The sequence below is a fragment of the Subsaxibacter sp. CAU 1640 genome, from assembly GCF_023156585.1.
Classification (GTDB): domain Bacteria; phylum Bacteroidota; class Bacteroidia; order Flavobacteriales; family Flavobacteriaceae; genus JBPOFM01.
The window spans coordinates 300,306-321,946 of the sequence record NZ_JALNMI010000001.1 but is presented as its reverse complement, the minus strand read 5'-3'; the positions used below and the strand labels follow the sequence as shown (position 1 = coordinate 321,946).

Here is a 21,641-nt window from a genome sequence, read left to right as displayed (position 1 = left end):
GTTTTGAAACTACATCTTCATCAACCAAGTTTTCACATCGACTTCTTGCTTGATTAAATCTCTCAATTCTTCAATTTTTACACGTTTTTGCTCCATTGTGTCTCTATGACGAATGGTCACAGTGTTGTCAGATAGTGTGTCGTGGTCAACAGTGATACAAAATGGTGTTCCGTTGGCATCTTGTCTTCTGTACCTTCTACCTACAGCATCTTTTTCATCATAATCAACGTTAAAATCCCATTTCAGTTCGTCAACGATTTGTTTGGCTATTTCTGGCAAACCATCTTTTTTGACAAGCGGTAAAACTGCGGCTTTCACAGGCGCCAAGACAGCAGGTAGTTTCAAGACCGTTCTTGTGGTATTGTTATCCAATTCTTCTTCAACCAATGAATTTGAGAATACAGCCAAAAACATTCGGTCTAAACCAATGGAGGTTTCAAGAACATATGGCACATAGCTTTCGTTCATTTCGTGGTCAAAATACTGAAGTTTTTTACCTGAATATTCTTCGTGCTGTTTTAAATCAAAATCTGTACGAGAATGTATGCCTTCCAATTCCTTAAATCCAAACGGAAATTTGAACTCAATATCTGTAGCAGCATCAGCATAGTGTGCCAGTTTCTCGTGGTCGTGAAAACGATAATTTTCGGTTCCAAGCCCTAAAGAAATATGCCATTTCATACGAGTTTCCTTCCAATGCTCAAACCATTCCTTTTGTGTTCCTGGCTTGATGAAAAATTGCATCTCCATTTGTTCAAACTCGCGCATTCTAAAGATAAACTGTCTGGCAACAATCTCATTTCTGAAGGCTTTTCCAACTTGAGCAATTCCAAAAGGAATTTTCATACGTCCCGTTTTTTGAACGTTCAAGAAGTTTACGAATATACCTTGTGCTGTTTCTGGCCGAAGATATAAATCCATTGCATTTTCAGCAGAAGCACCTAATTTAGTTCCAAACATCAAATTAAACTGTTTGACTTCGGTCCAATTTCTACTTCCAGTCAATGGGTCAGCAATTTCGAGTTCTTCGATAAGTGCTTTCACATCTGCCAAATCTTCTTTTTCAAGAGATTTTGCCATCCTTGAAAGTGTGGCGTTAATTTTTTCTTGATACTCAACGACTCTTTGATTGGTTGCTAAAAACTGCTCTTTGTCAAAAGCATCACCAAATCTTTTGGCTGCTTTTTCTACTTCCTTGTCAATTTTAGCTTCAATTTTGGCGCAGTAATCTTCAATAAGAACATCAGCTCTGTAGCGCTTTTTGGAATCTTTATTATCAATCAATGGGTCATTGAATGCATCTACGTGTCCAGAAGCTTTCCAAGTGGTAGGATGCATAAAAATGGCTGCATCGATACCTACTATATTATCGTGCATCTGTACCATCGCTTTCCACCAGTAATCGCGTATGTTTTTCTTTAATTCGGCTCCATTTTGTGCATAATCATAAACTGCACTTAAGCCATCGTATATTTCGCTGCTTTGAAATACATAACCGTATTCCTTTGCGTGAGAGATAACTCTCTTAAATTGATCGTCTTGGTTTGTCATGGTGCAAAAATAAAAAACCGTTCCAATAGTTAGAACGGTTTGCAAAATATATTTTTATACGTTTTAGTCTAGTATAACTTGAGTTGATCCTAATTTACGGTCTTTGTAAAAAACTGATACAAAATAAGTGCCTTTTGACCAAGGTTGGTCAGAAGGATCAGACATCACATTCGTACAAACATCAACTACTTTGTTGTTGTAATTAACAACTGTTTTTACACTGTATATTAGAGATGAGTCACCAAACTCTATCGAACCCTTATCCGCAACTACATTATTCTTTGGGTTCACGATCTGTACATAAAGCTCTTTGTCTCCTTTTTCAGTTAATGCATTCTCTGCCAAAGTGAAGCAAACTTCCATGGTTTCTGCTTTGTTGGCTCTTTTTGTTTCATGCAGACGACCATTTTTATTCAAATAAGCTTTTGCCTTAAACGAATTAGCAGTCAATAAAGCGCCTTTTTCAATTGTTTTGCTTAAGGATTCATTCATTTTAGTCAGTGAAGAATTGGCATCCAATTGTTTTTTTAATTCGTTATGAGCCAGTAATTTGTCTTTTTCGAGATTTTCATTGATTTCGTTTAGCGAATCAATAGTTTCAAACAGTTGTTTGTTTTTACTCTTGAAAATTAGTAGTTGGGCTTTGTAACGAGCTATGACAGAAACGTCACTTTTCAACATTCGGAGTGAGTCAAGAGCACGTTTTGTATCAGTTCTGGCATCTTTAAGTTGTGAAGTCAAATATTCATTTGTGCCAGCTACTTCATCATAACGTTCTATCATTTGCGATAGTTCGTTTTCTACCAATTCTTTTTCTTGTTCTAAAAATTGTTGATGCTCTCTAACAGATTCATAGTTTGTGAAACTAAACACTGCCAATACAGCAATTGCAACAACCAAAGAACCGATAATTAATCTGTAGTTAAAAAGTTGAGGGTTAACTATCATCAGAAATTATTGAGGGGTAATATGGATTATTTAATTAACAGGAGCGAAAATAAATATTATGTTTGTGTTGTCTACTTTTTTATCGATAAAATGGTAATAAATTTGTTAAACTTGTTTTTCCCTTCTCTCTGCTTTGCTTGTGAATCTCATTTGAATGATAATGAGAAGGATATTTGTACATTTTGTCGCAATGAATTGCCTGTCACAGATTTTCATTCCGACCAAAATAATGCGGTAGCCAATAGACTTTATGGACGAGTCAATTTTGTATATGCAACAAGTTTACTGTGGTTTAGTAAGAAGGGGCTTGTTCAGCATCTCATACATAACTTGAAATACAAGGGATTTGAACAAATTGGTGAATCACTTGGCAAATGGTTGGGGCAGGAACTGATTGAAGTCGAAGGGTATAAGGGTATTGATGTTGTGATTCCAGTACCGTTACACAAGTCCAAACTAAGAAAGCGTGGTTACAATCAAGTTGATAAATTTGGAAGAGAAATTGCCAAAGCATTGTCAGTTGAATTTAATTCAAAAGTCCTCATCAAAACCAAGGCTACAACAACGCAAGTTTTCAAGGATCGATTAAGAAGAATTCAAACTCATCAGGAAGATTTTGCCATTTCAGACTATGAAACCCTAAAAGGCAAGCATATTCTTTTGGTTGATGATATTATTACCACTGGTGCCACAATTGAAGCTTGCGCCAACCAGCTTTTGGCGATTGAAGGCGTTAAGATAAGTGTAGCTACTATGGCAATTGCAGAGTGATTTTTACGCTAGAATCCCAAATAAGTTGTTTCTTTGCTTAAAATTTGAAAATACGAATGCACAGTAATTTTTTTAAAATTTTTATTTGGATTTTGATGGGCATTGCTGCCGTGTCCTGTGCCAATAGAGGGACTCCCAGTGGAGGCGAAAAGGATTTAATTCCTCCAACCATCATTAGATCAACACCAGAAAACTTTTCTACCAACTTTGATGCAAAGGAAATCCGAATCTATTTTGATGAATATATCAAAATCAAGGATTTGCAGAAGCAATTGATAATTTCTCCACCTATGGATCCAGAGCCTGATATCACTCCTTTGGGCACTGCCAGCAAATACATAAAGATAATTATCAATGATACCTTGGACGCCAACACTACCTATGCTTTCAATTTTGGTCAAAGCATTGTCGATAACAATGAGGAAAATCCATATCCTTATTATAGATATGTGTTTTCAACAGGGAGTTACATTGATTCTCTATCGGTTAAAGGCTCTATTATGGATTCGGAAAAAAGGGAGGCTGATAAATTTGTTTCTGTGATGTTGTATGAAATGGATTCAACGTTTACAGATTCCATCATTTACAAGAAAAAACCTAAATACGTAACAAACACTTTAGATAGTGTCACATCCTTCAGTATTGATAATATCAAGGCTGGAAAATATTTGTTAGTGGCTTTAAAAGATGAAAATCGAAATTTCACCTTTCAACAAAGAACAGACAAAATCGGTTTTTATGAGAAACCTATTACTATCCCCTCGGATACAACATATAATATCAAATTGTTTAAAGAGCAATTAGATTTTGATGTCGAACGTCCAAAACAAAGTGCAGGTCAAAAAATTCAATTTGGGTATTCCGGTGATGCCAAAGACATTAAGATCGAGATACTCGATACAGTTCCTCAAGATTTTGAAACACGCATAACAAAGGACAAAACGACTGATACACTCTACTATTGGTACAAACCAAAACTTGAGCTAGATTCAACGCTATTCGTGGTCAGAAATAAAACATATATAGATACTTTAAAGCATCGATTCAGGGATTTGGAAAAAGATTCGCTCGTAATTAGCCAAGTACAGTCAAAGAACCCTAGTTTTGAAGATGATTTTATGGTTTCAGGTAATATTCCCTTTGTAAATATTGATGAAAAGCGTATTAGCATTATGAATAAAGATTCTGTGAATGTCGACTTTACCATATCTTACGATTCTTTGAGCAATAATTTTAGTTTGAAATTTCCGAAGAAAGAGGCAGAAGATTATAAAATACAGATACTACCTGAAGCTTTCACTGATTTCTTTGGAAACGTAAATGATACACTTAATTTTTCAGTTCGGACAAAAGCTTACGATCAATATGGGAATGTTAGGGTGAGATTGGTCAATCCGGTTTATCCTATGATTGTACAGTTGACAGATGATAAAGGTGCTGTGAAATATGAAAAATTCGCCACGGAAGATCTACTGTTTGATTTTAGGTACATCAATCCAGGCACTTACTACTTAAGAGTGATTTTTGACACAAATGGCAATCAAAAATGGGATTCTGGAAATTATTTGCAAAAGAGACAAGCGGAAAGAATTAGTCATTATCCAAACTTGTTGGATGCACGAGCAGGTTGGGATTTGATAGAGGAATTTATTCTAGAGAAAACGAATCCCGATCCGATAAAAAATTGAGTTTCGAACGGTAGGTTTCAATCTCCGCTTTATTCAACTCAACTATCTCAACAGCTTCTTTACTTTTAGGAAGGGTATCAATTCGATTACCAAGCACATCATATGCTGCTGAATGTCCTGAATATTCGTGATTGTTACCGTCGAGTCCCACACGATTCACTCCTATACAATAACACATATTTTCAATAGCTCTTGCTTGCAGCAGTGCATCCCAAGCAGCCATTCTTGCCTTTGGCCAATTGGCAACGTAGATTAAAACATCATAATCTTCAACATTTCGAGCCCAAACAGGGAAACGTAAATCATAACAAACAAGAGGGCATAATTTCCATCCTTTGTAATCCAAAATCAATTTTTTAGAGCCCGCTGTATATACCTTATCTTCACCAGCTAACGTAAACGTATGGCGTTTGTCATAGATTTTAAATGTACCATCAGGATAAACAAACAATAACCGATTGTAGAAATTATCATTTTCTTTAATCACAACACTTCCTGTGATAGCCAATTTTTGTTTTTTGGCAAGCGCCACCATCCATTTGACGGTTTCACCATCCATAGTTTCCGCGACTTCCCTGGCATTCATTGTAAAGCCTGTAGTGAACATTTCAGGTAATACTACCAAATCAACTTTATGTGGTAGGTTTTCGATATGTTTGGTAAAATTCAACCTATTCTGTTCAGGATGTTCCCAAACTAAAATAGGTTGAATTAGTGCTACTTGAAGCGTGTTTGACATGTTTAGCTTTTCTTTAATTCTCGTTCGGCTTTCTCCATTTTAGACTTTAGTTTTTCTAAACGTTTTGCCCATTTTTCTTCGCCATTTGGAGATAATTTTCCAGCGTCGTGAAGTTTTTGATACTTTTCTTTTTGACTTTTGTATTTTGAACTCGCACCAATAAAATCTTCACGTAATTTTTCTTTCCTTTTGGCTGCTTTTTCAAGGGACTTTTGCTCTTTTTCAGCTTTTTTCAAAGCTTCCTCCGCTTGTTTCAACGCTTTTTCCTGTGCTCTTTGTTCTGTTTCTAAAGCTTCCTTTTGAGCCTTGACTTCTTGCTCTAAAGCCAATCGAGCATTGAGCGTTTGACGAATATTTGATTTTTGTTCGTCGCTTAAGGTTTCGGTTATTTTATCACTTCCATAATAAATTTCGTCACCTTTAATTTCATAAACTTTGCCATCATATATGACTTGTTCAGAACTTCCGCAGGATAAAAATAAAAAAGAAAATGCTAATATAAATGTGTATTTCATGATTAAAGTTTTAAGCATTACAGATTGATCAGTGTTTGACCGATTCTATGATGAATTATAAATATGATTGTAAATAAGCGATTTAAAGTTTTTTCTTCGCTTTATCTAATGAGGTTTGGAGTTTATCAAGCTTGTTGAGCCATTTTTCCTCATCATTTGGAGAGAGCTTACCTTTACGCTTTAATTTCTCGTATTTTTCTTGGTTTTGCTCCAACTTTTTAGTGACTTTTTCAAAGGCTTCTTGTGCTTTTTCTTTTTTCTTCAATGCCTTTTCAGCTCTTTTTTGTTCTTTTTCGGCTTGTTTTTGGGCTTTTACAGCTTTTTTAATTGCTCTTTGAGCTTCTTTTTGCTCTTTCTCGAGTTTTGCAGCAGCCTTTTCAGCTTCTTTTTGTTCTTGAGCGGCTAATTTTGCTTTGGCTTCGGCTTCTAGGGTGGCTGCTTTTGTTTTGTCAAAAATAGCTCGAATTTCTTTTCTTTTTTCTTCTGATAATGTTGAAGTTACATCCTTTCCGTCTTTCAAAATGGTTTCACCTTTGATCACATACTTAACACCTTCGTGTTCCACTTCTTGTGCGTTTACCATTAATCCTAATCCTAAAAAGATGAATAAAATCCAGAGTCTCATAATTTATTAGTTTTGTTTACTTATTGAACCCATAAAATAAGAAAAAGTCACTTGTTTAGGCTTAATTTAACATAGTTTTGAGGATTCAAAAATAAGTCTTTCAATCAAATTCGGTTCAAAATATCAGCAGCTTTTTTAAGTGTCTCATCAGTTTTGGCAAAACAAAATCTCAAAACTTTAAAGTCTTGTTGATTTTCATTAAAAACAGACATTGGAATTGATGCAAGTTTATATTCTATCGTCAATCGCTTGGCAAAATCAATATCTGTTTCATCAGTTATTCCTGAATAATTCAGCACTTGAAAATAGGTGCCTTTTGAAGCTGTGATGTTGAATCTGGAGTTTTCAATTAAACTTAAAAATAAATCGCGCTTCTGTTGATAAAATTCAGATAATTCCAAATAGTGATTGGGTTCTTGGAGATAATCTGCCAGCGCTTTTTGCGTGGGATGATTTACACAAAACACATTAAATTGATGCACTTTTTGGAACTCAATCATTAATTCTTTTGGCGCACAGCAATAACCCATTTTCCATCCAGTATTATGAAATGTTTTTCCGAAAGAAGCGACTACAAAACTTCTCGATTTCAAATCTGGAAAAAGACAAGCACTTTGGTGTTTCTCACCATCAAAAATAATGTGTTCATACACTTCATCACTCAAAAGAATAACGTCTGTGCCTTTCAACAATTCTTGCAGTTTCAACATATCCTCTCTTGAAAATACAGTACCACTTGGATTTTGTGGTGTATTAATGATGACCATTTTGGTTTTTGGATTGATGAGTTGTTTTACGTCGTCCCAATTGACTTTGTAATCTGGTGCTTTCAGTTGAACGGAAATAGTCTTGCCGCCATTGAGCTCAATCGCAGGTTCATAACAATCATAAGCTGGTCTAAAAATTATTATTTCGTCATTTGGCTTCACGAACGCAGAAATTATGGTGAAAATCGCTTGAGTGGCACCAGCAGTGACCGTAATTTCCGTATCAGGATTGTAGGATGTGTTGTAAAGCTTTTCAAATTTATTGGCAATGGCGACGCGCAATTCCATACTTCCCGCCATTGGCGCATACTGATTGTAGCCGGAATTCATCGCATTGTTCACCAAATCAATCAATCTCTGGTCACTTTCAAAATTCGGAAAACCTTGAGATAGATTAATGGCATTATGTTCATTGGCAAAGGCGCTCATCACCGTAAAAATCGTGGTGCCGACATTGGGCAGTTTTGAAGTGTGTGTCATATCTGTTAAATGAACTATAAAATAATGAAAAAATATAATTTAATGGGTGGCTTTTTTATCTTTGATTTTTACAAAATCAAAAGTTATGAGATTCATTAAAATTATAGTTCTTTTTATCACACTTCAAATGTCTGCCCAACAAGGAGGTATGTGGATTCCGTCATTGCTGCAAGGTATGAACGAAAGCGAAATGCAAAGTTTGGGTAGCAAACTTACCGCAAAGGATATTTATGATGTCAACAATTCCAGTTTGAAAGATGCCATTGGTCATTTTAACGGAGGTTGTACGAGCGAAGTCATTTCTGCAAAAGGCTTGATATTGACCAATCATCACTGCGGATTCAGTCAAATACAATCGCATTCGTCTTTGGAAAATGACTATTTGAAAGATGGGTTTTGGGCGATGAATCTCGATGAAGAATTGCCGAATGAAGGCTTGTATGTTGAGTTTATCGTAAGGATTGAAGATGTCACAAAGCAAGTATTGGAAGGCATAACGGATGATATGACCGATAGAGAACAGCAATCCAAAATAGGGACCAATAGCAACGCCGTGGAAAGGGCGGCAAAAAAGGAAGCTTGGCAAGATACCAGAATCAAGGCGTTTTATAAAGGCAACCAATATTTCTTGTTCGTAACCGAACGTTATGAAGACATTCGTTTGGTTGGTGCGCCTCCAAGCAGCATTGGAAAGTTTGGTAGCGATACTGATAATTGGGTTTGGCCACGTCATACAGGCGATTTTTCATTGTTCAGGATTTATGCTGATAAAAACAATCGACCTGCAAAATACTCAAAAGACAATGTGCCATTTACACCAAAACATTTCTTGCCTGTCTCGTTAGATGGCATCAGTGAAGATGATTTTACAATGGTTTTCGGGTTCCCAGGAACTACTGATGAATATTTGCCTGCCATCGCCGTTGAGCAAACTGTGAAGAAAGTCAATCCTGCCAATATTGCGATAAGAGGTGCTGCCTTAAAAGTGATTGATGCTTATATGAAAACCGATGACCAAATTCGTATTCAATACGCATCAAAACAAGCGCGTATTGCCAATGCTTGGAAAAAATGGATTGGTGAAAATCAAGGAATAGAAAAGAGTGGCGCCCTTGCCATCAAACGCAAAATGGAAGCTGATTTTACGCAACAGTTGAAGGTAAAAGGGTTGGAAAGTAAATACGGAACTATTCTGCCAGAATTGGAACGACTTTACAAAGAAATTGAAGATGTTCGGGTGAAAAGAGGCCAATTTGTTGAGGTATTTGTTAGAACCAATGAATTGATGCAGTTGATGTTCCGTTTGTCACAAATGGAAGCTGCTGCAGCCAATGGCGAAGAGGCGTTTGACAAGGCAAGAGCTTCAATGCTTGCACGATTGGAAGGTAGTTTTAAGGATTTCAATGCAGAGGTTGACAAAGGTGTGTTTGAAGGCGTGATGCCTTTGTACACCGAAAATGTAGATGCGTCGATTTATGACAAAACGGCTTTCACATCTTTGGAAAGTGCTAAAAAAGTTTTGGAAGGCTATTCATCTGAAGTATTGGAAAAATTGAACAAGGACGCTGCTTACAGCTATGCAAAGCCATTAATCGTTGAGTTTTATACCGAATTGGACCCCAAATTTCAAGCTCTGAATGACCAAATCAATGCACTCGAAAAGCAGTATATGAAAGCGTTGATGGAAGTATTGCCGAAACAACGTTATTTTCCTGATGCTAATAGTACGCTCCGTGTTACCTACGGAAAGGTAAAAGGGTATGAACCAAGAGATGCGGTGTACTATGAGCCTGTGACCTATTTGGATGGTGTGATTGAAAAATACATTCCAGGTGATTATGAGTTTGATTTACCGGAAAAGCTGATGGATTTATATGCTAAAAAAGACTATGGTCAGTATGCAGATGCCAATGGAAAATTGCCTGTGTGTTTCATCGGAACTAATCATACGACAGGAGGAAATTCTGGAAGTCCAGCGATTGATGCCAATGGAAATCTGATAGGTTTGAATTTTGACCGTGTTTGGGAAGGTACAATGAGTGATATGTATTACAGCCCTGAAATCTGCAGAAACATTATGGTCGATTTACGCTATGTGTTGTTCATTGTCGATAAATATGCTGGTGTCAAACATTTGATAGACGAAATGAAATTGGTACATCCAAAGAAGAACAAAAAGAAAAAGTAGCAATAGAACCTGACAGGTTTTCAAAACCTGTCAGGTTTGAATCAGTCGTTTTGTCCAATGGCGATAAACACCAAAACATCATTGATGCATTTGTCCAAATCCCGTTTGATTTCGTGGTCCCAAAATCGAAATACGGTATAACCCATTTCTGCTAATTGTCTATTGACTTGCCTATCGCGCTGCATATTGCGCTCTATCTTCGGAATCCAAAACTTACGATTGCTTTTAATGAGGTCTTTTCGTTCATCCCAATTGTAGCCGTGCCAAAATTCACCATCAATAAAAATGGCCAATTTGTATTTTTCAATGGAAACATCAGGTCGACCGGGAAGTTTTTTGCTGTCCACACGATAGCGCACATGCTTACGCCAAAGTGCTTTTCTGAAAAGCATTTCGGGTTTGGTGTTCTTCCCACGAATTTTGCTCATAATCTTTGATCGTTTCTTTGTGGTGTAGAAACCTGATTCTTCGCTGAATCTTGGGACGATTATGTTTTCTTCATCATAAACCATTGCAAACTAAAGTTAAGCATAATTTGTAAGGTTATGGTTTAATCTATAAATAAAAAACCCTCACATCTCTGCAAGGGTCTTATATCTAAAAGCGAAGCGCTCTATTTAGTATCTGTAATATTCCGGTTTATATGGACCTTCAACAGGAACACCAATGTATTCTGCTTGCTCCTCACGAAGCTCTGTCAATTCAACACCGATTTTTTCCAAGTGCAATTTTGCAACTTTTTCATCCAAATGCTTTGGCAGCATATACACTTTGTTTTCGTAAGCATCTCTGTTGGTCCACAATTCAATTTGTGCCAACGTTTGGTTGGTAAACGAGTTACTCATCACAAAACTTGGGTGACCCGTAGCACATCCTAAATTCACCAAACGACCTTCAGCCAAAATGATAATGTCTTTTCCGTTTACAGTATATTTATCAACCTGTGGTTTGATTTCAACCTTCGTGTTTCCGTGGTTTTTGTTCAACCAAGACATTTCGATTTCATTGTCGAAGTGACCAATGTTACAAACGATGGTTTTATCTTTCATCATTTCAAAATGCTTCCCTTGAACGATGTCTTTGTTACCTGTAGTAGTAATTACAATATCAGCATTGCTAACCACAGTTTCTAAACGTTTTACTTCATAACCATCCATCGCAGCTTGCAGTGCACAGATTGGGTCAATTTCAGTAACAGTCACAATACTTCCAGCGCCTTTGAAAGAAGCTGCAGTACCTTTACCAACATCACCATAACCACAAACTACCACACGTTTTCCGGCCAACATTACATCAGTTGCACGACGTACAGCATCTACAGCACTTTCTTTACAGCCATATTTATTGTCAAATTTAGATTTGGTAACAGAATCATTCACATTGATTGCAGGCATTGATAGAGTGCCTTTTTTCATACGCTCATAAAGTCTGTGAACACCAGTTGTGGTTTCTTCAGACAAGCCGTTGATGCCAGCCATCAATTCAGGATATTTATCAAATACCATATTTGTTAAATCGCCACCATCATCCAAAATCATATTCAAAGGCTTTCTGTCTTCACCAAAAAACAAGGTCTGCTCGATACACCAGTCAAATTCTTCCTCATTCATTCCTTTCCAAGCATACACTGGAATTCCAGCAGCAGCAATGGCAGCAGCAGCTTGGTCTTGTGTAGAGAAAATATTGCAAGAACTCCAAGTCACTTCAGCACCAAGAGCTTTCAAGGTTTCAATCAATACCGCAGTTTGGATGGTCATATGCAAACATCCAGCAATACGAGCACCTTTCAAAGGTTGTGAATCTCCATATTCTTCACGAAGGCTCATCAAACCTGGCATTTCGGCTTCAGCTAATTCTATCTCTTTTCTTCCCCAGGCCGCAAGCGACATATCTTTGACTTTGTAAGGTACGTAAGGCATTGTTTTTGTTTCCATAATTGTATATTTGTTATCTTATTTCATTAAGCGAGTGCAAAGATAATCAATAACTTCGACAAATCTAAATGCCATTATACAAAACCCTTACGCCAAATTCCTATACGACTGTTAAAATTTGGAAGATTACAGAGTCTTATGAAGAGTTGATGAAACCAATCGACCTGCGCGATGTGTGTATGCAACGGGTTTTGGGTATGAAAAGTGAATTGCACCAACGTGGCTTTTTAAGTGTGAGGCATTTGCTTGCGGAATTCGGTTATGAGGACAAAGATTTGTATTATGATGACAATGGAAAACCACATTTAAGAGACGGAAAGCACATCTCCATCACACATTCGTTTACGTTTTCTGCAATTATTGTAAGTGAGGAGGAAGTTGGGATTGATATTGAAAAACAACGTGAGAAAATCAAAATCATCGCGCATAAGTTTGTAGATTATGAATTTGATTATTTAGACAAGGAAGCAGACGATTACATCAAAAAACTGACTGTCATTTGGGGCATCAAAGAATCGCTATATAAACTATTCGCCACGCCTGGAATGCTGTTCAGAGAGCATTTTTTCGTAATTCCATTTATGTTGGAAGATGGTGAAACGGTTGCTTGGATTGATTATGAGGAAAAGAAATACAGATACAACACGCACTTTTTGGAATTTGAAGGATTTACTTGTGCGTATGTTTGTTAAGTTTGAAAAGTAAGGCATCAATTATAAGAAAAACATTCGTGAATTCGTGGCTCAAAAAGAATTTCATCAAGATATTATAAATTCAGTTTCAATAGGAAAACGACTTCTGGCCATATTGATTGACCCAGAAAAGATGAAGTTAGAAAACGCTTCAAATTTCCTCTCAAAAGTCAATGACACCATTGCCACGCACATTTTCGTGGGAGGAAGTACGGTTGATGAGCACGATACAGGCCTTTTGGTTTCCGAAATCAAGAAACATACTTCGTTGCCAATTTTTCTATTCCCAGGCGATGTCACCCAAATCACAGATAAAGCAGATGTGTTGTTGTTTTTATCCTTGATTTCTGGACGAAATCCAGAGTATTTGATAGGAAAACACGTCGAAGCGGTTTCAAAGTTGAAGCACACGAACCTAGAAGTCATCCCAACAGGTTACATTCTGATAGAGAACGGTAAGGAAACGTCTGTGCAGACAGTCACCAACACAAAACCGATGCCGCGAACAGATGTTCAACAAATCATTGACACAGCAAAAGCAGGCGAGTTATTGGGAATGAAACTCATCTATCTTGAAGCGGGAAGTGGTGCCTTACATTCGGTGTCGTCAGAGATTGTCTCGCAGGTAAAAGCAAATATTTCAATTCCGTTGATTGTCGGAGGAGGCATCAAAACCAAAAAGCAATTGGAAAATGCTTATGATTCAGGAGCAGATATGGTGGTCATCGGTACAGCTTTTGAAGAGAATGAAGATTTTTTCCTTGAACTGCAAAAGACCGATAAATCAGCTCCTACAAAAACATACTATGTAAAATCAAACATCTAGAATCTCAAATCTAATCATATGAAAATATCCGTAGAATTAACCTTAACACCTTTACACGATGACTACGAACCTAGCATCATTCACTTCATAAAAAAACTGCGTCTGTCTGGCTTGAAGGTTATGGAAAATCCTTTGAGTACACAAGTGTATGGCGACTATGATGACGTCATGAGAATCTTAACCGTGGAAATAAAGGAAGCATTTGAACTTATCGAACGTGGATTGCTCTATATGAAAATCGTCAAATCGGACCGACACGATTATGAACCACATTTTTGAGTTTTTCCTTGAGCCGTATCGCTCCACACCAACGTACCTAATCGTTCTCGAGGCCATCGCTTTCATCTTCGGAATAATGAGCGTTTGGTTTGCAAAAAAAGAGAACATTTTAGTGTATCCAACAGGTTTGATTGCAACGGTCATTACGGTCTATTTGCTCTACATCGCAGGCTATTTGGGCGATATGATTTTGAATTTTTACTTCTCGATTATGAGTATTTATGGTTGGTGGAATTGGTCCAGAAAGAAAGACGGAGAAACTGTTGTGCCTATTTCAAGAACAAACTTCAAAGAGAAACTCATCGGTGTCGGAATGTTTTTAGTGACAATGCTTTTCACATACATCGTCTACCGAATTTACAACGACACGATTGAAATAGCCAATTACATCGACATCTTCACATCAGGTTTGTTCTTTACGGCGATGTGGTATATGGCCAACAAAAAAATCGAGAACTGGACGCTGTGGATTGTCGCCGACCTCATCACCATTCCACTCTATGCTTACAGAGGATTGGGCATTTTGTCGCTTCAGTATTTATTTTTTACTATTTTGGCAATCCTAGGCTACATTGAATGGAAAAAAAGCATACAGACATCCTGAAAATTGTCCTTTTTGGTCCTGAATCCACCGGAAAATCGATGCTGGCGCAACAACTGGCGCAGCAGTACAACACGGTTTTCGTTCCAGAGTACTCGCGCATCTATGCCGAAATGCAATTGCTATGCGGAAAAGAACTCACGCAAGACGATGTCGTGGAAATCGCCAATGGCCAACTCAAATTGGAAACAGAACTTATCACAAAAGCTAATAAAATTCTCTTTTGCGATACCGATTTGCTTGAAACCAAAGTATATTCCGAAATGTATTACGACGGATATTGTCCACCGCAACTCGAAGATTTTGCGCAGCGTAAAACTTGTGATTTATATTTACTGACAAATGTCGATTTGCCTTGGGTGGCAGACAACATTCGCGATAAGCCCGAAGGCCGTCACGAACAATTCAATATCTTTGAGAACACGCTCAAAAGGTATAACAAACCCTATCAAGTCATTAGTGGCAATGATGATGAACGACTGGAGAAAGCAATAGGTTTTGTAAACGATTTAATAAAGAAACAGTGAAATTTACAGAAGAAGATATACAACAGATAGAGCAAAAAGGATTGACTGTTAAGAAAGTCCAGAAGCAAATCGAACTTTTCAAAACAGGGCTTCCGCCTATCAACCTCAAAGCCGCGGCAACGATTGATGATGACATCAATGGCATTAAAAAGCTATCCGACGAGAAGAAGCAGCATTTCATCAATCATTATGACACCAAACGCGATGCCATTTCGATGATAAAATTTGTGCCAGCTTCTGGTGCAGCCACGCGTATGTTCAAAACCTTGTTTGGTTTTGCAGATGATTATAACCCAGATGAAGAAACAATCAACTCCTTCATTAATAAGAACAAGGATTTAGATTTGTCACTTTTCTTTGTTGGGCTTGAAAAGTTGCCGTTTTATGAGTTGGTGCTGAAAGAAATCGAAAAACACTATCCAGAGTATGCAGCGATGACCATCGACAAGCAACGTTACATCTTTGTAAAGACGATGCTCGACCAGGACAAACTGAATTACGGCTTCTATCCGAAGGGATTGTTGCCATTTCACAAATATAAAAGCCACATTGCAACGGCGTTTGAAGAGCATTTGTTTGAATCGTCATTCTATGCATCAAGCAATGGTGAAGCAAAGCTACATTTCACCATTTCCGAAAAATATCAGGACATTTTTGATGATGAATTTAAACGAATTGAAGACATCGTAGAGCGTAAAACAAAAACACGTTTCGATATCAGCTTTTCATTTCAAAAGGAATCTACCGATACCATTGCAGTAACTCCAAAAGACGAACCATTCAGAGGTGAGGATGGTCGCTTGGTCTTCCGTCCGTCTGGTCACGGCGCCTTGTTGGAAAACCTCAACGACCTTGATGCAGATATCATCTTCATCAAAAATATAGACAACGTCGTAGTGTTTAATTATGAGCAGGATGTGGCAACGTATAAAAAAGTGTTGGGAGGAATGTTGCTAGAGTTGCAAGAACAAAGCTTCAACCATTTAAGGTCGCTTGACGAAGCAAACATCACCGATGAAAAAATCCTCGAGATTGCCGAATTCCTCGTGCAACGTTTGAATGTAAAAGTCAGCCACGAGTTTGAAAAGTATTCAAAGAAATATCAAATTGAATACCTTCAGGAAAAACTGAACCGCCCTATTCGTGTCTGCGGAATGGTAAAGAACGAAGGTGAGCCTGGTGGTGGTCCGTTTTGGATTAAGGAGGAAAGCGGAAACATTTCCCTGCAAATTGTTGAGTCGGCACAGATTGATAAAAAAAGCAAGAGTCAAAAAGAGATTCTGAAAAATGCTACGCATTTCAATCCGGTGGATTTGGTGTGCAGCGTTCGGAATTATAAAGGAGAGAAGTTCAACCTTAAGAAATACTCTGACCCTAAAACTTCGTTTATTACGATGAAAACAAAGGTAGGGAAGGACCTAAAGGCGTTGGAACTCCCTGGACTGTGGAATGGCAGTATGGCCAACTGGAACAGCATCTTCGTTGAGGTGCCATTGATTACCTTCAACCCTGTCAAGACCGTCACCGATTTACTAAAAACCACACATCAAATCAAACGTTGATGGATGTTGAGGTACTGAATAACGAGTTGCAGTTCAAGGCCGTCAGAAGTTCTGGTGCAGGTGGGCAGAAGGTCAATAAAGTCTCTTCAAAGGTGGAGTTGACCTTCAATCTTGAAGCATCCAACGGACTTTCGGACGAGGAAAAAGAGCGTCTCAAAACCAACATCAGCCATCGACTTACTAAAGACAACCTCTTACTGATGCAATGCGATGAAAGCCGCAGCCAACATAAAAACAAGGAGCTCGTCATCAAGCGTTTTTTTGAGTTGCTCGAAGAAGGACTCGTTGTTCCCAAAGAACGCAAGGCCACCAAAGTCCCAAAAGCCGTCGTCAAAAAACGACTCAAGGCAAAACGCCAAACTTCCGAAAAGAAAGCCAATCGCAAACCACCTGAAATAGAGTAAGTGTCCAGTGTGCAGTGGTAGTTGGCAGTGGCATCACAAAAAAATCATCAATTATTCCTAATTAATTCTTCATCATTAATTACCTTTGCAGCGTTCTCAAAAAAGGGGTGCCTAATATCGGCTGAGATCATACCCAATGAACCTAGAACAGGTAATGCTGTTTAGGGATTGTGAATTAAGGACGAAGCCATGCGTAGTCTTTAATTCAGTACATAAATCATTTATTAACAAAGAATAATGACCTCTTTTTATTCGATTAAATTTATTTTTTCGGATGAAAAACAATTTTTCACAATTTGCTCAATTCCTGCGCAGGCAGGAAGCTCGTACAAAAGTTTCAGTAGTGCTTTTGTCGCTGGCAGCCTTCTCTGGCGTTGCCCAAGAAACGCAACAAGACTCCACAAAAGTCGAAACGCTCGATGAGGTCCTCGTCAAATCCGTAAGGGTGGACGCAACCTCGCCCATCACGCACTCAAACGTCACTAAAAAAGACCTTGAGAAGCGCAACCTCGGGCAGGACATTCCCATCCTCCTCAATTACTTGCCTTCAGTGGTGACGACTACCGATGCAGGCGCAGGGGTGGGCTACACGGGCATCCGTGTGCGTGGTATCAATGCCCAATCCACCAACATCACCATCAACGGCATTCCGTATAACGATGCGGAGTCGCTCGGAACTTTCTGGGTCAATCTCGGAGACTTCGCATCGTCCGTGGAGAGCCTTCAGTTGCAGCGTGGTGTCGGTACGTCTACCAATGGTGCTGGGGCGTTCGGTGCCAGTGTTAACGTTCTTACAGATGCAGTATCCAAGGAGGCGTCTGGCGAAATCGCCAACAGCTTCGGGAGCTTCAACACGCGTAAACACACCGTCAAATTCAGTACGGGGCTGCTTAATGACCACATAGAAATCGCTGGTCGTCTTTCCAACATTCAATCAGATGGCTATATCGATAGGGCAAGCGCCAACTTAAAGTCGTATTTCCTTCAAGCATCGTATGTTGATGACAATACCCTCATCAAGGCCATTACTTTTGGTGGGTCGGAGTTGACGTATCAGGCGTGGAATGGCATTGATGCCGAGACCTTGGCTAATGACAGAACCTTCAACCCTTCGGGTATCTATACGGATGAAAATGGCAACGTGCGTTTTCACGACAATGAGGTCGATGACTATAAACAGGACCATTACCAATTCCTCTGGAATGAAAAACTCAACAATCGTTGGTCGACTAACCTTGCGTTGAACTACACCTACGGCCGTGGCTTCTTCGAGCAGTACCGTGAGGACGAGGATTTTGCCGATTACGACTTAACACCCATCGACATTGGTGGCGAAACCATCAGCAGTACCGATTTGATTCGCCGTCGTTGGCTCGATAACGACTTTTACGTGGCAAATGCCAGTGCTAATTACAAAAACAACGAGCTCAACCTCACCTTTGGTGGCTCGTACAGTTCGTACATCGGTGACCACTTTGGCGAAATCATCTGGGCGCGCTTCGCCAGCGATAGTGAAACGGGCGACCGATATTATGAGGGCGTCGGCAAGAAGAAAGATTTCAACGTTTTTACAAAAGCCACCTACCGTTTGAATGACAAAGTGAGCTTGTATGGCGACTTGCAGCTGCGTTTGGTAGATTATCGCACGACTGGGTTGAACTCGGACAGGATTCCTTTGGAGATTGATGAAAACTATAGTTTCTTCAATCCAAAGGCTGGGATTACCTATGAGTTGAACAACAAAAACAACGTCTATTTCTCTTATGCACGCGCCAATCGTGAGCCTAATCGCGACGATTTTGAAAACAACGCCACCGTAAAGCCCGAGCAACTCAACGATTTTGAGTTAGGGTGGAGGCATACTTCGGACAAGTTCACCTTTAACAGCAATGTGTACTATATGCATTATAATGAACAGCTGGTGCTTACGGGTGCTGTGGACGGTGTGGGCAACCCGGTGCGTACCAATAGCGGCGAAAGCTACCGCCTTGGTCTCGAACTCGAAGCGGGCATCAAACTCACCAAGACGTTTGCCTTGAGGCCCAATCTGACCTTGAGCTCCAACAAAAACAAGGAAACCATCGTGCCTTTGGATGGCGCATTGGTCAACCTTGGCAAGACCGACATCTCCTTTTCGCCCGAAGTGGTGGCAGCCAACGCCCTCATCTTTCAACCAAAGGAAAACTTTCAAATCGCTTTCTTGAGCAAGTACGTCGGGGAGCAGTTTATGAGCAACACAGAGAGCGCCATCTCCAAGTTGGACAGCTATTTGGTGAATGATTTGAACATCACCTACGAATGGAACACCAACAAACTCTTTAAATCCATCGTGTTTACGGGCTTGGTGAACAACATTTTCAACGAGAAGTACGTGTCAAACGGTTACTATTACACCTATGATGATGATTTTTCCGAGCCAGGCACCATCACCACTATTGAAGGAACTGGGTATTACCCGCAGGCAACGACTAATTTCTTATTGGGCGTGACACTCAAGTTTTAAGTCACCACCATCCGAAAATCTGTCGTTACACTCGGCAGAGGGCTTACTAAAACAGCAAAAGACAGCGTGTAGCAAAACACCGCTGTCTTTTGTATTTATAGATTTGTAATTGGCAAAAAAAAGGTTTCTTTCTACTGATTGCACAATGCGCTCATATGCCAAATCGTTTAAGCCTACTCCCCATCAGGCAGCAACTCCCGCGTTTTGGCTTCATAGGTAATATAACCTTCAGGTCCTGGCGTATAAAAGGTATCCGTGTCCCATTGCGCTGTGGCGACGTTTTCTCTAAAACGTCCCACCAAATCAGGATTGGAAATGTATAATTTCGCAAAGGCTACCAAATCAGCATCGCCGTCTTCTATCACCTTGTTACCACTATCTTGGTCAAAGCCAGAATTGATCATCAACGTACCCTTGTACATCGGTCTGTAACGCTTCGCAATGTGTGGCTCGGCAAATTCCACGTCCGACACATCATTGAAGGGTTCCGAAAGGTGAATGTATGCCAAATCATACTCGTCCGACAGTCGCTTGATGATATAATCAAAGGTAGGAATGGTGTCTTCATCCATCGTCATTCCGAAGATATTATGCAGACTCGGGTTAAATCGTGCCCCAATACGCTCTTGCGGTATCACCTGCTTAATGGCATCGAGCACTTCAAAGAAAAAACGTGCGCGGTTTTCAATGCTGCCGCCATACTCGTCCTCACGATGGTTGCTCGTGCCATTAAAGAACTGATGAAACAGATACCCATTGGAAGAATGGATCTCCACCCCGTCAAAGCCTGCATCCACCGCATTCTTGGCAGCCTGTTTAAAGTCGTTCACAGTAATTTTAATCTCTTCCAGCGTCATGGCCTTTGGCGTCACAGTGTCCTTAAAGCCGTCAGGCGTGTAGGACTTCGCATGCGGATTGATGGCCGATGGCGCCACAGGCAACTCCCCATCGTGAAAATCAGGATGCGACATTCTGCCTACGTGCCACAGCTGTATAAAGATCTTTCCACCGGCATCGTGTACCGATTGCGTCACCTTTTTCCAGCCTTCCACCTGCGCTTGCGAGTGGATGCCAGGGGTATTGATGTAGCCCACGGCTTGTTCAGACACTTGCGAGCCTTCGGTAATGATGAGGCCAGCCGTGGCGCGCTGTGTATAGTACGGCACATGGAGGTCTTCAGTGGGTGCTTTGTCCTTATTGGCGGCACGACTACGTGTCATCGGTGCCATGACGATTCTATTTTGTAATGGTAAACCATTCAGGTCGAATGGTTCCAAGAGGGGTTGTTTTTTCATAAGATGATTGTTTGAGAGATTAAATTTCAGAATTTTACATAGGTATCCTTGACTCTAAACGAGTAAGGCTTGACTCTTATGGCGAAGGCACCGTGACTATTGGTCGCCCTTCTTCACGTCTTTTGGATCAACGACTTTCAAAGGTTGATAGTCATACTTCAGTTTTTTGTAAAGTCGGTATTGCGGCTGCGTCAAGATGTCGTTCATTTGGAGGGTTTCTCTGGCTTGCAATTCTACAAGCGCATCCAGTTCAGCTTTGCCGTCTAATCGGGCTTTGGCATCATCCGCCAGTTTGATGTATTTTTCCACCACTTCCTTAAACAGCGGCAGTTGCACACCCGTCAGCGCCAATTGACTGTTGTAGCGTTCCGTGAGTTGGTCTGCTTGGTAGGCCACATTGCCTCTGTCCGATTCCGTTTTGGGAAACTGCGCATGTGCAACAGAAAAAGTGAATAGTAAAGTAAATGTGAAGAGTATTTTTATAGTTTTCATAATGGTATGATTTTAATTTACCATAAGATAACTAAAGGATCAGCGCAAGTCAATGGTTTTAAGAGTTGTTAACGCGGATTTAGGAAAAGATTAACCGTTGTCGGCTAGCTGCTCTAGGGGCATCAGTCATCACAATGTCCACATCGGTCACTGCACATCACAGATACCTAACTACAACCCCCAAAACAGTCAAGGAGCACCCCACATCTGTCGCGTGTGGTCAAACATCTGTCGTGTGTGGTCGCACATCGGGC

At 39.7% G+C, this 21,641-nt stretch carries 21 protein-coding genes and 1 riboswitch; of the genes, 11 read left to right on the top strand and 10 right to left on the bottom strand.

Going from position 1 to position 21,641, the window contains the following annotated elements; translation table 11 throughout:
* Nucleotides 1-9 precede the first annotated feature (9 nt).
* Together M0G43_RS01390 and M0G43_RS01385 are read right to left on the bottom strand one after the other, a co-directional pair.
* The gene (locus M0G43_RS01390; RefSeq protein ID WP_248022773.1) at nucleotides 10-1,551 is read right to left on the bottom strand and encodes a glycine--tRNA ligase; all 1,542 of its coding nucleotides are present in this window, start codon (nucleotides 1,549-1,551) and stop codon (nucleotides 10-12) included.
* Nucleotides 1,552-1,614: 63 nt separating this feature from the next.
* The gene (locus M0G43_RS01385) at nucleotides 1,615-2,499 is read right to left on the bottom strand and encodes a hypothetical protein (protein WP_248022770.1); all 885 of its coding nucleotides are present in this window, start codon (nucleotides 2,497-2,499) and stop codon (nucleotides 1,615-1,617) included.
* Nucleotides 2,500-2,520: 21 nt separating this feature from the next.
* On the opposite strand from M0G43_RS01385, the gene M0G43_RS01380 reads away from it, so the two are divergent.
* Nucleotides 2,521-3,270 (top strand): ComF family protein, encoded by a 750-nt coding sequence (locus tag M0G43_RS01380; protein WP_317231404.1) that lies wholly within the window; start codon nucleotides 2,521-2,523, stop codon nucleotides 3,268-3,270.
* Nucleotides 3,271-3,326: 56 nt separating this feature from the next.
* Entirely contained in the window at nucleotides 3,327-4,958 is a 1,632-nt protein-coding gene (locus tag M0G43_RS01375; protein ID WP_248022769.1) for an Ig-like domain-containing protein, read from the top strand.
* Here M0G43_RS01375 and M0G43_RS01370 read toward each other — a convergent pair.
* The 4 genes from M0G43_RS01370 to M0G43_RS01355 form a co-directional block, all read right to left on the bottom strand.
* A complete protein-coding gene (locus M0G43_RS01370; RefSeq protein WP_248022768.1) occupies nucleotides 4,918-5,697 on the bottom strand; it encodes an amidohydrolase in 780 nt (259 codons plus the stop codon). The genes M0G43_RS01375 and M0G43_RS01370 overlap by 41 nt on opposite strands.
* Before the next feature lie 2 nt (nucleotides 5,698-5,699).
* Nucleotides 5,700-6,212: a hypothetical protein gene (locus M0G43_RS01365; protein ID WP_248022765.1), complete on the bottom strand. Its 513-nt coding sequence runs from the start codon at nucleotides 6,210-6,212 to the stop codon at nucleotides 5,700-5,702.
* 82 nt (nucleotides 6,213-6,294) lie between these two features.
* The gene (locus M0G43_RS01360; protein WP_248022764.1) at nucleotides 6,295-6,732 is read right to left on the bottom strand and encodes a hypothetical protein; all 438 of its coding nucleotides are present in this window, start codon (nucleotides 6,730-6,732) and stop codon (nucleotides 6,295-6,297) included.
* A 209-nt stretch (nucleotides 6,733-6,941) separates the two neighbouring features.
* The gene (locus M0G43_RS01355) at nucleotides 6,942-8,084 is read right to left on the bottom strand and encodes a methionine aminotransferase (protein WP_248022762.1); all 1,143 of its coding nucleotides are present in this window, start codon (nucleotides 8,082-8,084) and stop codon (nucleotides 6,942-6,944) included.
* An 85-nt stretch (nucleotides 8,085-8,169) separates the two neighbouring features.
* Here M0G43_RS01355 and M0G43_RS01350 point away from each other — a divergent pair, with 85 nt between their 5' ends.
* Nucleotides 8,170-10,272, top strand: a complete 2,103-nt coding sequence (locus tag M0G43_RS01350) for a S46 family peptidase (RefSeq protein WP_248022761.1) — start codon at nucleotides 8,170-8,172, stop codon at nucleotides 10,270-10,272.
* A 41-nt stretch (nucleotides 10,273-10,313) separates the two neighbouring features.
* On the opposite strand, the gene M0G43_RS01345 is transcribed toward M0G43_RS01350, so the two are convergent.
* Both M0G43_RS01345 and ahcY read right to left on the bottom strand, forming a co-directional pair.
* Entirely contained in the window at nucleotides 10,314-10,784 is a 471-nt protein-coding gene (locus M0G43_RS01345; protein WP_262917129.1) for a very short patch repair endonuclease, read from the bottom strand.
* 105 nt (nucleotides 10,785-10,889) lie between these two features.
* A complete protein-coding gene (gene ahcY, locus M0G43_RS01340) occupies nucleotides 10,890-12,206 on the bottom strand; it encodes an adenosylhomocysteinase (protein WP_248022759.1) in 1,317 nt (438 codons plus the stop codon).
* A gap of 68 nt (nucleotides 12,207-12,274) precedes the next feature.
* Here ahcY and M0G43_RS01335 point away from each other — a divergent pair, with 68 nt between their 5' ends.
* The 8 genes from M0G43_RS01335 to M0G43_RS01300 all read left to right on the top strand — a co-directional run bounded on the left by M0G43_RS01335 (nucleotide 12,275) and on the right by M0G43_RS01300 (nucleotide 19,600).
* Nucleotides 12,275-12,898: a 4'-phosphopantetheinyl transferase family protein gene (locus tag M0G43_RS01335; RefSeq protein ID WP_248022756.1), complete on the top strand. Its 624-nt coding sequence runs from the start codon at nucleotides 12,275-12,277 to the stop codon at nucleotides 12,896-12,898.
* A gap of 46 nt (nucleotides 12,899-12,944) precedes the next feature.
* The gene (locus M0G43_RS01330) at nucleotides 12,945-13,724 is read left to right on the top strand and encodes a geranylgeranylglyceryl/heptaprenylglyceryl phosphate synthase (RefSeq protein ID WP_248022752.1); all 780 of its coding nucleotides are present in this window, start codon (nucleotides 12,945-12,947) and stop codon (nucleotides 13,722-13,724) included.
* An 18-nt stretch (nucleotides 13,725-13,742) separates the two neighbouring features.
* Nucleotides 13,743-14,003, top strand: coding sequence for a thiamine-binding protein (locus tag M0G43_RS01325; protein WP_248022747.1), 261 nt, complete (start codon nucleotides 13,743-13,745; stop codon nucleotides 14,001-14,003).
* Complete coding sequence (pnuC, locus tag M0G43_RS01320; RefSeq protein WP_248022745.1) at nucleotides 13,987-14,607, top strand: nicotinamide riboside transporter PnuC; 621 nt, start codon at nucleotides 13,987-13,989, stop codon at nucleotides 14,605-14,607. Before M0G43_RS01325 ends, pnuC begins: the two co-directional genes overlap by 17 nt.
* Nucleotides 14,580-15,131 carry an AAA family ATPase gene (locus tag M0G43_RS01315; RefSeq protein ID WP_248022735.1) on the top strand — a complete coding sequence of 184 codons (552 nt, stop codon included), beginning with the start codon at nucleotides 14,580-14,582 and terminating at the stop codon, nucleotides 15,129-15,131. The genes pnuC and M0G43_RS01315 overlap by 28 nt, the downstream gene beginning before the upstream one ends.
* Nucleotides 15,128-16,693, top strand: a complete 1,566-nt coding sequence (locus tag M0G43_RS01310) for a DUF4301 family protein (protein ID WP_248022733.1) — start codon at nucleotides 15,128-15,130, stop codon at nucleotides 16,691-16,693. The genes M0G43_RS01315 and M0G43_RS01310 overlap by 4 nt, the downstream gene beginning before the upstream one ends.
* On the top strand, nucleotides 16,693-17,097 hold the full coding sequence (arfB, locus tag M0G43_RS01305) for an alternative ribosome rescue aminoacyl-tRNA hydrolase ArfB (protein WP_248022730.1): 405 nt from the start codon (nucleotides 16,693-16,695) through the stop codon (nucleotides 17,095-17,097). Before M0G43_RS01310 ends, arfB begins: the two co-directional genes overlap by 1 nt.
* Before the next feature lie 93 nt (nucleotides 17,098-17,190).
* Nucleotides 17,191-17,282: riboswitch (TPP riboswitch) on the top strand.
* An 89-nt stretch (nucleotides 17,283-17,371) separates the two neighbouring features.
* Nucleotides 17,372-19,600 (top strand): TonB-dependent receptor, encoded by a 2,229-nt coding sequence (locus M0G43_RS01300; protein ID WP_248022728.1) that lies wholly within the window; start codon nucleotides 17,372-17,374, stop codon nucleotides 19,598-19,600.
* Nucleotides 19,601-19,773: 173 nt separating this feature from the next.
* Here the strand turns inward: M0G43_RS01300 and M0G43_RS01295 are convergent, their stop codons facing one another.
* Both M0G43_RS01295 and M0G43_RS01290 read right to left on the bottom strand, forming a co-directional pair.
* Entirely contained in the window at nucleotides 19,774-20,895 is a 1,122-nt protein-coding gene (locus M0G43_RS01295; RefSeq protein WP_248022726.1) for an alkene reductase, read from the bottom strand.
* A 96-nt stretch (nucleotides 20,896-20,991) separates the two neighbouring features.
* Nucleotides 20,992-21,387, bottom strand: coding sequence for a hypothetical protein (locus M0G43_RS01290; protein ID WP_248022725.1), 396 nt, complete (start codon nucleotides 21,385-21,387; stop codon nucleotides 20,992-20,994).
* Nucleotides 21,388-21,641 lie beyond the last annotated feature (254 nt).

Bases quoted from the DNA above. Each gene is read 5' to 3' on its own strand.
- M0G43_RS01390 (WP_248022773.1), bottom strand. From the start codon at position 1,551: ATGACAAACCAAGACGATCAATTTAAGAGAGTTATCTCTCACGCAAAG.
- M0G43_RS01385 (WP_248022770.1), bottom strand. From the start codon at position 2,499: ATGATAGTTAACCCTCAACTTTTTAACTACAGATTAATTATCGGTTCT.
- M0G43_RS01380 (WP_317231404.1), top strand. From the start codon at position 2,521: ATGGATTATTTAATTAACAGGAGCGAAAATAAATATTATGTTTGTGTT.
- M0G43_RS01375 (WP_248022769.1), top strand. From the start codon at position 3,327: ATGCACAGTAATTTTTTTAAAATTTTTATTTGGATTTTGATGGGCATT.
- M0G43_RS01370 (WP_248022768.1), bottom strand. From the start codon at position 5,697: ATGTCAAACACGCTTCAAGTAGCACTAATTCAACCTATTTTAGTTTGG.
- M0G43_RS01365 (WP_248022765.1), bottom strand. From the start codon at position 6,212: ATGAAATACACATTTATATTAGCATTTTCTTTTTTATTTTTATCCTGC.
- M0G43_RS01355 (WP_248022762.1), bottom strand. From the start codon at position 8,084: ATGACACACACTTCAAAACTGCCCAATGTCGGCACCACGATTTTTACG.
- M0G43_RS01350 (WP_248022761.1), top strand. From the start codon at position 8,170: ATGAGATTCATTAAAATTATAGTTCTTTTTATCACACTTCAAATGTCT.
- M0G43_RS01345 (WP_262917129.1), bottom strand. From the start codon at position 10,784: ATGGTTTATGATGAAGAAAACATAATCGTCCCAAGATTCAGCGAAGAA.
- ahcY (WP_248022759.1), bottom strand. From the start codon at position 12,206: ATGGAAACAAAAACAATGCCTTACGTACCTTACAAAGTCAAAGATATG.
- M0G43_RS01335 (WP_248022756.1), top strand. From the start codon at position 12,275: ATGCCATTATACAAAACCCTTACGCCAAATTCCTATACGACTGTTAAA.
- M0G43_RS01325 (WP_248022747.1), top strand. From the start codon at position 13,743: ATGAAAATATCCGTAGAATTAACCTTAACACCTTTACACGATGACTAC.
- pnuC (WP_248022745.1), top strand. From the start codon at position 13,987: ATGAACCACATTTTTGAGTTTTTCCTTGAGCCGTATCGCTCCACACCA.
- M0G43_RS01315 (WP_248022735.1), top strand. From the start codon at position 14,580: ATGGAAAAAAAGCATACAGACATCCTGAAAATTGTCCTTTTTGGTCCT.
- arfB (WP_248022730.1), top strand. From the start codon at position 16,693: ATGGATGTTGAGGTACTGAATAACGAGTTGCAGTTCAAGGCCGTCAGA.
- M0G43_RS01300 (WP_248022728.1), top strand. From the start codon at position 17,372: ATGAAAAACAATTTTTCACAATTTGCTCAATTCCTGCGCAGGCAGGAA.
- M0G43_RS01295 (WP_248022726.1), bottom strand. From the start codon at position 20,895: ATGAAAAAACAACCCCTCTTGGAACCATTCGACCTGAATGGTTTACCA.
- M0G43_RS01290 (WP_248022725.1), bottom strand. From the start codon at position 21,387: ATGAAAACTATAAAAATACTCTTCACATTTACTTTACTATTCACTTTT.